This window comes from Sphingorhabdus profundilacus (assembly GCF_009769755.1).
Classification (GTDB): domain Bacteria; phylum Pseudomonadota; class Alphaproteobacteria; order Sphingomonadales; family Sphingomonadaceae; genus Sphingorhabdus_B; species Sphingorhabdus_B profundilacus.
Genome location: NZ_SDWJ01000002.1, coordinates 1,245,965 through 1,254,573, shown reverse-complemented (window position 1 = coordinate 1,254,573; position 8,609 = coordinate 1,245,965). Strand labels below are relative to the sequence as shown.

At 56.0% G+C, this 8,609-nt stretch carries 12 protein-coding genes and 1 tRNA gene; 2 read left to right on the top strand and 11 right to left on the bottom strand.

Annotated features, from left to right (window positions below; all coding sequences use genetic code 11):
• Positions 1-146: 146 nt before the first annotated feature.
• The 4 genes from EUU23_RS13945 to EUU23_RS13930 form a co-directional block, all read right to left on the bottom strand.
• Entirely contained in the window at positions 147-368 is a 222-nt protein-coding gene (locus EUU23_RS13945) for a hypothetical protein (protein WP_160354647.1), read from the bottom strand.
• Positions 369-680: 312 nt separating this feature from the next.
• Complete coding sequence (locus EUU23_RS13940) at positions 681-1,094, bottom strand: hypothetical protein (RefSeq protein WP_160354646.1); 414 nt, start codon at positions 1,092-1,094, stop codon at positions 681-683.
• 44 nt (positions 1,095-1,138) lie between these two features.
• Positions 1,139-1,312, bottom strand: a complete 174-nt coding sequence (locus EUU23_RS13935) for a hypothetical protein (RefSeq protein ID WP_160354645.1) — start codon at positions 1,310-1,312, stop codon at positions 1,139-1,141.
• A 64-nt stretch (positions 1,313-1,376) separates the two neighbouring features.
• Positions 1,377-1,467: transfer RNA gene (locus tag EUU23_RS13930), tRNA-Ser, on the bottom strand.
• 80 nt (positions 1,468-1,547) lie between these two features.
• Between EUU23_RS13930 and EUU23_RS13925 the strand changes: the two genes are divergently transcribed.
• On the top strand, positions 1,548-2,561 hold the full coding sequence (locus tag EUU23_RS13925) for a peptidylprolyl isomerase (RefSeq protein WP_160354644.1): 1,014 nt from the start codon (positions 1,548-1,550) through the stop codon (positions 2,559-2,561).
• A 16-nt stretch (positions 2,562-2,577) separates the two neighbouring features.
• Complete coding sequence (locus tag EUU23_RS13920; protein WP_160354643.1) at positions 2,578-2,898, top strand: DUF1905 domain-containing protein; 321 nt, start codon at positions 2,578-2,580, stop codon at positions 2,896-2,898.
• 8 nt (positions 2,899-2,906) lie between these two features.
• Here the strand turns inward: EUU23_RS13920 and EUU23_RS13915 are convergent, their stop codons facing one another.
• The 7 genes from EUU23_RS13915 to EUU23_RS13885 all read right to left on the bottom strand — a co-directional run bounded on the left by EUU23_RS13915 (position 2,907) and on the right by EUU23_RS13885 (position 8,576).
• Positions 2,907-3,617 (bottom strand): sigma-70 family RNA polymerase sigma factor, encoded by a 711-nt coding sequence (locus EUU23_RS13915; RefSeq protein ID WP_160354642.1) that lies wholly within the window; start codon positions 3,615-3,617, stop codon positions 2,907-2,909.
• On the bottom strand, positions 3,607-5,721 hold the full coding sequence (gene flhA / locus EUU23_RS13910) for a flagellar biosynthesis protein FlhA (RefSeq protein ID WP_160354641.1): 2,115 nt from the start codon (positions 5,719-5,721) through the stop codon (positions 3,607-3,609). Before flhA ends, EUU23_RS13915 begins: the two co-directional genes overlap by 11 nt.
• Positions 5,718-6,500 carry a transglycosylase SLT domain-containing protein gene (locus tag EUU23_RS13905; RefSeq protein WP_160354640.1) on the bottom strand — a complete coding sequence of 261 codons (783 nt, stop codon included), beginning with the start codon at positions 6,498-6,500 and terminating at the stop codon, positions 5,718-5,720. Before EUU23_RS13905 ends, flhA begins: the two co-directional genes overlap by 4 nt.
• 67 nt (positions 6,501-6,567) lie before the next feature.
• Positions 6,568-6,870 (bottom strand): hypothetical protein, encoded by a 303-nt coding sequence (locus EUU23_RS13900; RefSeq protein ID WP_160354639.1) that lies wholly within the window; start codon positions 6,868-6,870, stop codon positions 6,568-6,570.
• Positions 6,867-7,139 carry a flagellar biosynthesis anti-sigma factor FlgM gene (flgM, locus tag EUU23_RS13895; protein WP_160354638.1) on the bottom strand — a complete coding sequence of 91 codons (273 nt, stop codon included), beginning with the start codon at positions 7,137-7,139 and terminating at the stop codon, positions 6,867-6,869. Before flgM ends, EUU23_RS13900 begins: the two co-directional genes overlap by 4 nt.
• Positions 7,140-7,239: 100 nt before the next feature.
• Positions 7,240-7,680, bottom strand: a complete 441-nt coding sequence (locus EUU23_RS13890) for a flagella basal body P-ring formation protein FlgA (RefSeq protein ID WP_160354637.1) — start codon at positions 7,678-7,680, stop codon at positions 7,240-7,242.
• A 158-nt stretch (positions 7,681-7,838) separates the two neighbouring features.
• Entirely contained in the window at positions 7,839-8,576 is a 738-nt protein-coding gene (locus EUU23_RS13885) for an esterase/lipase family protein (RefSeq protein WP_160354636.1), read from the bottom strand.
• Positions 8,577-8,609 lie beyond the last annotated feature (33 nt).

The window sequence follows — 8,609 nt, the reverse complement described above, 5'->3', positions numbered from 1 at the left end:
GAAGTGAGGATCATAAGAACTTTCACTGTCAATCTCCATCGGCGCAGGCGTGCCGCACTTTCGCTAGGAACAAGCCGCGGCCATCAGCTTTGTTCCGCAGCCGCCGAATATTCCTGCCGTTTAAGGCTGCCTTCCCCAATTCAGCGTCAACATGAAGAAGCCGCTTCATCTGCACGATTAGAAATTGGGATTGCGCCATTATCGACTGTCAGGATGAACCTTCGCATGCTTACAATAGCTGCCGCCAACGCAAACATTGCACCCAATCCGAGCGCCACCTGCGATGCAACAGTCGCTGAAGCCAGCGACAGAGCCGCGCCGGCAAATAACGCCATACTCGACAGATCGATCGAACCGTTGGTCGGCATAACCCTCTCCCGCGAACTGCCGATGCGCCGCAATCAACATTGTGCATTCGCTGGGTTTAGCGCCACCTGTTAAGTCCCAAACTCAACCGCGAAAAATGGCAGCAGCGAAAATAGATATATTTGGCCCCTCAACGCTCTCCAACAGCATTCTCTAGGTACAGTATAGATCGCTGAAAGGCCCGCAACTGCGGGATATTGACGCTGGTTCTATGGAACTGCCGCAAACTGCAGACTAGGTGGCGGTGGGTGCAGTCGATGGTGACCCGTCTCCATTTGCATTTTCCCTGATGCACAGGGAAACTACAGGGAAATTCAACAAAACTCACGTCGACTAACATAATTCGATGCGGTGAATTTCAGCATTTCCGTACTTTCTGAGGGCATTTCCCTAAACTGAAAAGCAGGGAATTGATATACTCGAACAGGGAGAGTTGAGAGCGGAACTGGGAACTCAAGCACCGCAGTCACGCTGCCGCGTTCGTCGCTGTGCAGCCAGCGGCGGTCGGTCAGGCCAGCGCCTTCATACCAGACCACTGTCTCGTCGGTGCCCGGACCCGGCACATAACGGCGCAGCGTCGTCCAGCCGCTGGCGTTGATCTCCAGATTGATCCGGTCGCCGTCCCAGCCGAACCGCGTATCGGTGCCAGAACCACTGCTATAAAGCTGAAGGATCTGGTTCCCCGACGGCTCATAGCCGATGTAGATACTGCCGGGCGCGGTCGCCATGCGGTTTTCTGCGGTGTAGCTGTAGCTATTGCTGCCCGACGCAGTCAGGTTGCCACGTCCGTCCCTTCGACAAGCTCAGGGCAGGCATAACCAAGCGCCGTTGCGCCTGCGCTGGTCAGCTGGTTCAGGCCGTTGGTGCCATAAGCCCTGTTGATATTGTAATGCGACCCCCACGCATAGGCATCGTTTGTTTTGGTTAGCGGACCGGCGCTTTGCATCCATGATGCAGTTGGGTTTCGTGACGATTTTTGTCAAAGTTATATTAGAAATACTTAGACTGCGTGGCGGAGACGGAGGGATTCGAACCCTCGATACGCTTTTGACGTATACTCACTTTCCAGGCGAGCGCCTTCGACCACTCGGCCACGTCTCCGCATCCCTTTCGGGGAAGCGACGCCCCTAGCGGCTCCTTTGCGCTTTCGCAAGGCACACTGATTTGCCATAAGCCGTTTCATGAAAAAATTTTTGAATTTGACCGCCGCTGTCGCCTTTTGCGCCTCCACGCCTGTGTTCGCGCAAGAGGCAAAAACCTATCCCGCACCAAGCGAGATCGTGGCGGCGGCCAAAGCGCAAGAATGGGCCCCAATTGCGCCATCCGACCTTCTGGTCATGGATCTGGCACCTGACGCGGCGGGCAAACCGCGCCATGTGGTGATCCAGTTGCTGCCTGCCCCATTCAGCCAGGGCTGGATCGGCAATATCCGCAAACTGGCAACGGCACATTGGTGGGATGGCACCAGCATCAACCGCGTGCAGGACAATTATGTTGTGCAATGGGGCGATGCGACCGAGAAGAAAATATTGCCGGAGGGATTGGAGGTCGTGCCGGAAAGCGGTTACACAGTCCCGCTGGTCGACCCTTTTGCCTCCATGCTGTTATTCTCAGCAATTGTCGGACAAAAGGAAGCCGAAGACGCGTGCAAGCGCGAAAGTGAAAACAAAATTTCAGCCTGTTTCAGGGAAGTGGACCGGCAGATAATTCGCCGCGATCCATATGCTGATGGCTATGGCTTTTACAAAGGCTGGCCCGCGGGTGTAGATCCCAAGACAGCATGGCCTCTCCATTGCTATGGCATGGTCGGCGTTGGCAGGAACCTGTCACCCGACACCGGCACAGGCGCGGAGCTCTATACGGTCATCGGCCACGCACCGCGGCATCTGGACCGCAATATCGCCTTGGTTGGCCGTGTGATCGAAGGGATCGAGCATCTGTCCAGCCTGCCACGCGGAACAGGTGCGCTGGGCTTTTACGAGAAGGGCGAAGAACGGGTGCCAATTTTGTCCGTGCGGTTGGGGACGGACGTTCAGAATGTCCCGTCTTTCGAGTATCTTTACACCCACACCCCGAGCTTCAAAGCCTATTCAGATGCACGAGCGAACCGGCGCGATCCGTTTTTCATAACGCCGGCGGGCGGCGCAGATATTTGCAACATTCCGGTCCCGGTCAGGCGGAAACCATCGAAATAGCGAAAGGAGATTGTAGGTGACCGAAATCTATGCGGTTACTACCAAGCTCTGGCTTTGGAGCAGCGACAGGGCCCCTGCAAGCTGGCATTTTCTGACGATTAGTGGCGCGGCTGCCGAAGCCATTCATGCGTTGGCGCTGATGCGGCGGCTGGAAAGCGGACGACGGCGCGGCTGGGGCGCGATGAAGGTTCGGGCCTATATCGGCGATACGTCATGGGATACATCCATCTTTCCCGACAAAGGCAGTGGCGGTTGGCTATTGCCGGTAAAAGCGGCCGTCCGGAAATCGCAAGGGCTGGTCGCCGGAGATGATGTTTCCGTTTCGGTGGCGGTTTAGGACGCGACCTAATCCATCATCAAACTCCGCATCTTGTCGAGCGCGGCCTTTTTAATCTGGCACACGCGCGCCGCGCCTACGCCAAGTGTTTCCCCGATTTCATCCAGATTAAGTTCCTCAACAAAATAGAGCTGCAAAATGGCGGCCTCCCGCTCGGTCAGCTTTGCAAGATTGGCCATCAATGCTTCGCGCAACTGTGCCTTTTCAAGCGCGGTGTCGGCGCTATCGGCCAGGTCGGCAAACCACATGTCATGGTCAGAATAGCTTTCGTCGATGGAATCCTGCGCCACCGCCTGCGTAGAAGCGGCCATCGCATAATAGGCCTGTGGCTCAAGCCCGGCTGCACTGGCCATTTCTGCATCACTGGGCGGGCGCATATATTCCTGTTCCAGTTTTGCGCGAATGCTGGCCAGATATCGGCGATTAGCCATGCCCGCACGGCCCATACGCGCGTCGCGGCGCAACGCATCGACCATCGCACCGCGTATGCGGGTTGAGGCATAAGGTGCAAAAGCAATGCCGCGATCTTCAAAATGCTGGGCGGCCTCGACCAGCGCGATAAAACCGATCTGGATCAGGTCTTCGACTTCAATGGCGGTCGACATACGGCTGTGCACATGCCAGGCAACGCGACGGACTAGCGCACTATGCGTCTCGATCAGGCGCGCCGGGCTTGTCGTGTCCGGGCGGGCATAGGCGGCACGGGCTTCATTCAGCATCGGTTTCTCCTTTATAGTGATTGGCATCGGCCAACCGCGGTGTGCCGCCAACGACGGCGATCACATCGACTTTTTTGTTTTCGGGAATTTCGAGGAAGGACAGCACCGCGACATCGCTGAATTGCGCCCTTAACAAGCGGGCGACCGCAGCGCGGCATAGAGGCGATGTGATGACGGCAAAGCTGCGCGCGGCCACCAGCATGGGTTGGACCGCATCATCGACAGCAGTGATAATCCGGCGGGCCAGCGCGGGTTCGAACGGCCAGTTTGCCGACGGCGCACTTTGCACCGACTGGACCAGCAAGCTTTCCAGCTCGCCTTCAAAAGTAATGGCCGGTAAGGGCATTTTCACCGGAACAATGGTCTGCACGATTAACGCGCCCAACCGCTGGCGCACAGCCTCGACCAGATCGGTTGCGTCCAGATTGCGGGGGGCAAGGTCAACCATTGCCTCGGCCACACGGCGGAAATCGCGCAATGGAACCCGCTCCACCAGCAAAGCACGGCACAATGCGGTAATCGCAGCCAATGCATAGGGCGCTGGGGTCAGCCCTGCGGCGAGTTGTGGATAGCTCTCCTTCAAATTGTCGATCAACGCCTGTGCGTCGTCCATTCCGAACAATTCGGCGGCCGAAGCTGTGGCCAGCTGGTTAAGATGGGTCGCGATTACGGTCGCTGGGTCGACAACCGTATATCCAGCCGCAACCGCATCGATCCGGTCACGTTCCGAGATCCAAAGCGCGTCCAGACCAAAGCTGGGGTCTTTGACCGCCCGGCCAGTGACACCTTCAAGGCAATCGCCTGAATCAAGCGCGAGCAATTCGTTCGCCCAAGCGCTGTCTTCGCCCACCAAAACCCCTGATATGCGGATCTGATAGGCGTTACCGGGCAAGGACAGGTCATCGGAAACCTTTACCATCGGGACAACAAAGCCGAATTCACGCGACAATTGGCGGCGGATGGCGGTTACCCGACCCATCAAAGGCGCGCCCTTGCGTTCGTCGACCAGGCTGACCAGCGAATAGCCGAGTTCCAATGTGATCGGGGCGGATTCTGCGATTTCACTCCATTCGATAATATGGCCGGGCGTCGCGTCCGGAATTGTTTCAACTGGCCGCGGCGGTAATTTTTCGGCACGCCTGAGCAACCACCATATACCGCCAGCAAACGCGGCGGCCGGAAGGACAACGAGTTGCGGCATCGCCGGAACCATCCCCAGCAAGGTCAAAGTGCCCGCCACGGGGCCCCATGCCCGGGCATGACCGAATTGAGTGGAAATCTGTCCTGACAAATCAAGCGGCGAAGACACGCGGGTTACGATTGCAGCGGCTGCGATCGACAGAAGCAATGCGGGCACCTGCGCCACCAAGGCATCGCCAATGGCCAATTTGATGTAGATTTCCGCAGCATCACCGAAGCTAAGGTCATGGCTGACGACACCGAGCAGCAATCCGCCAAAGATGTTGACGAACAGGATCAGCAAGCCTGCAATTGCGTCGCCTTTTACAAATTTGGAGGCACCGTCCATCGACCCGTAAAAGTCAGCTTCGGTTGCAACTTCCTGACGCCGCGCCTTGGCTTCGTCCGGCGTTACAAGCCCGGCGTTCAAATCGGCGTCGATCGCCATTTGCTTGCCCGGCAAGGCATCAAGGGTGAAGCGCGCCGACACTTCGGAAACGCGACCCGCACCCTTGGTAATCACAACCATGTTGATAATCAGCAGAACGGCAAAGACCAACAGGCCAACAATATAGTCACCGCCAATCAAAATGGCGCCAAAGGCCTCGATAACATGGCCAGCAGCAGCGACCCCGGTATGGCCGTCTACAAGAACGACGCGGGTCGACGCGACATTCAGCGCCAGACGGAAAAGCGTCGCCAAAAGCAGGACTGTGGGAAAGGCCGAAAAGTCGAGCGGCTTTGCGACATTCATCGCAACCATCAAAACAGCGAGGCTGATCATGATGTTCAATATGAATCCGACGTCAAGCAATACCGCCGGAATCGGCACAATCATCAACATAACCAGCAGCAACACCGCCACCGGCAAGGCCCCACCTTTTATCGAGTCGAGCCAGATTGCAAAGTTTAGCCGACCATTCATGCGGAAATTCCCGACAGTCGGCGATAGGCATTACGCGCAAAATTGAGATCGAGTTTTTTCGGCATAGGTTCCATCGTTGCCATTTCCAGCGGAGCGCGCGTTTGGGCCGATGAAGCGGCATGTCGCGTTGCTTGCGCCGAGATCATTGGAAAACCACTGGGCGCATTGCCGAGTTTCGATGCGAAATTCTGCCTGATCTCCGCAAGACTGCGCGCGGATCCATCGGTGCGATAAAAAATCGATTGGTTCGCCCGTGCAGCTTCGGCAAATAACGGCGCGGCATTTTGATCAGGATTTTCCTGAAAGGCGTCGAGAAATTTCGCCGCCCCTTCGGCACCGAGAAAATGCGCCAGGTATAAATCAACCGGTTCGGGGTTGGTGCCGATACGAGCCTGCAGATATTGTCCGTTATCTGCAGCAAACTCCGCCGCCATTGATGCTGCGGCTTCCGGATTGTTTCGTAAATCCAAAATGGCCGCCCTTGTTGAGCCATCTGCTACCGAAAACGTTCCGTCGGCGTTTTTGGATATCGCATTGGCCGCCCAATCAAGTCCATGTGATGCGCCATGTTCTTTGACGGTACCCAGCCATGTCTGTTTGGTGAACTGATAAAGTCCGGTCGCACTGGACGTATGCGCGCGAGCGTCCGGGCGCATCCCGCTCTCGATACGCGCCTGATCCATAAGATAGTCAAAATCGACGCCGGTGCGTGCTGATGCCTTGGCAATTGCTGCCGTTACGCGTTGCGGTGACGCTGTATCATTTATAGGTCGTGTCATTGTGTGGTCCGGTTGGTCATGCCGGATGAATTGCAATGCTCGTGCCAGTTTTACGAAACTTACGCTTTTACGTGTGTTTTTGTGGCATTACGTAAACAGCAGAGGATATTTGGCCACGGCATTCGGCCAGCCGGTCAATTTTCTGTCGATTCCAGGCCGTCAGATATTTGACCCGGATTCGCGCCGCTTCTGCTTGTTTCAGGCCGTGCGAAAGCTGGCCATGCGGCGGCACATGCCGTTCTTGACGCAGCCTTTCAATCGCTGAGGAAAGCGCGCCGCTGGCGGACAATATGGCGTCCGCATCTTGCATATCCAGCGCTGCGATCAAATCGGCCTGATATTGAATGACTGCATCCATCATAATCTTCAACCAAGATCCTGTCCGCCGAAGCGGATGATGCCATCAGCAATCGTGCCCAGGTCGACTTTATACGCACCGCTGGAAATAGCCGCCCTTAAAGAAGCAACCTTTTCGGCATCAAAAGGGGGGCCCTTTTGCGCGAGCGCAGTTGCAAGGCTCAAGCTATGTGGAGCGGCAGGTTTCAACATGTTTTCACGCTTCGGCACGGCGTCCACCGCACCAGATGCACGCAGACCCGGAGCCAGTCTGGCCGGTCCGAACTTTACGGAATCCACCATTTTTCTGTTCCTTTCCATATCGACCGTCAGGAAACCGACAGCCCGTATGGAATCAGAAACGGCGATCACGCGATAAAGTTTAGCAATAGATTAATCCGATTCAGAATGATGCCAATCCGCGTGCTTTTGCAACGGCGGTCATAGTGGTCGCTGTTTTGCTATTTGTCACAGATTTGACACGCACAGCCTGACCAACGATGGCATCTTCCAATGCAATCATGGTCGTAGAAACGGCAAAACCGCGGCCGTCTGTAACACATTCGACCATTTCGCCCTTGCGAATGACAATTTCGGCCAATTCGGCTTTTTCGCTCGTGTTTTTCGTCGCAACCCGCAGTCGCCAGCCAAGCGCCGGGCATCGCACGATAACTGAACCACCAACAGGCGGCGCAATGATCGGGCTTTCCGGGCACGCAGCCAGTTTCAGCCTTTTATCAACCAGTTCTGCCTCAGGCGATACCGCCAGTATACGATCATCCAGCCGGTTCAGATCTTCAAACGAAGAAGAAGACGCGGCGACGAACAATAATAGGTGAAACATGAAAGGCTCCTGTGAAAACATATATTCACACGTAAGCAAATATCATGCCATTCAGGGGCGCGGCTAAGCTGCCATGTATCTTTACTGCGCTGTCGATGCTTTTTGGGGGCTGTACCTAGTCGTCGTCGACGCGAATGTCGAAAAGTTTCGACGCGGGGCTAGACCAGCGCGCGTGCGATCGCGCGAATGGCGTCGGGCCGGGCGACAAACGCCATATGGCTGCAATCCAGTTCGATCTGTTGGTCCGATTCATGGATCAGTCCGCAGGCAGAGCCGGGGGCAACGACACCGTCATTTTGCGACCAGAAAGCGCATGTCGGCACAGGTGGCTTTTCAGACAAAGTCACATCAAGTGGCGGATTATCCACCTTATATCCAGCAACAAATTCATAGAGACGCCATGCATTATTGGCGCGCGGGTCGCCCGAAAAGGGGCTGCCTAACGTGACGACTTTTGCGACATTATGGCGCGACACTTTGGCATATTCGCGTGCAATCAACCCACCCAGGCTCCACCCCACCAGCGTGATCGGGGCGTCAATATCAAGTTCCGCAACTCTTTTATCGAGCCGCTCGAAAATATCAGCCTTGATACCCTTATTGCGGCCCAAACCCCAGCCATGTGCACTAAACCCGGCATCTTGCAGGGATCGACGCAGTCGCGATGTCGTCTGGTCAGAAGCCATAAAGCCCGGGACAATCATGACCGGACGTCCGTTACCTGCAACGTCCAGTTCCACCGTCGATGCAAAAGCAGCACTGGTCCGCATATAAGCAAAAGAAAGAGCTTCGCGAGCCAATAAAGGCAGTGCAGGCGCGTCGGTGCCCCGGCCAACGCCGGAGGAAGTACGGACGATTGCGTCGCTATAGGAAAGTCGTGAGAATCGGGTGGCCATGCGCCCTTATATGGCGGCTGGACATTTATGAAA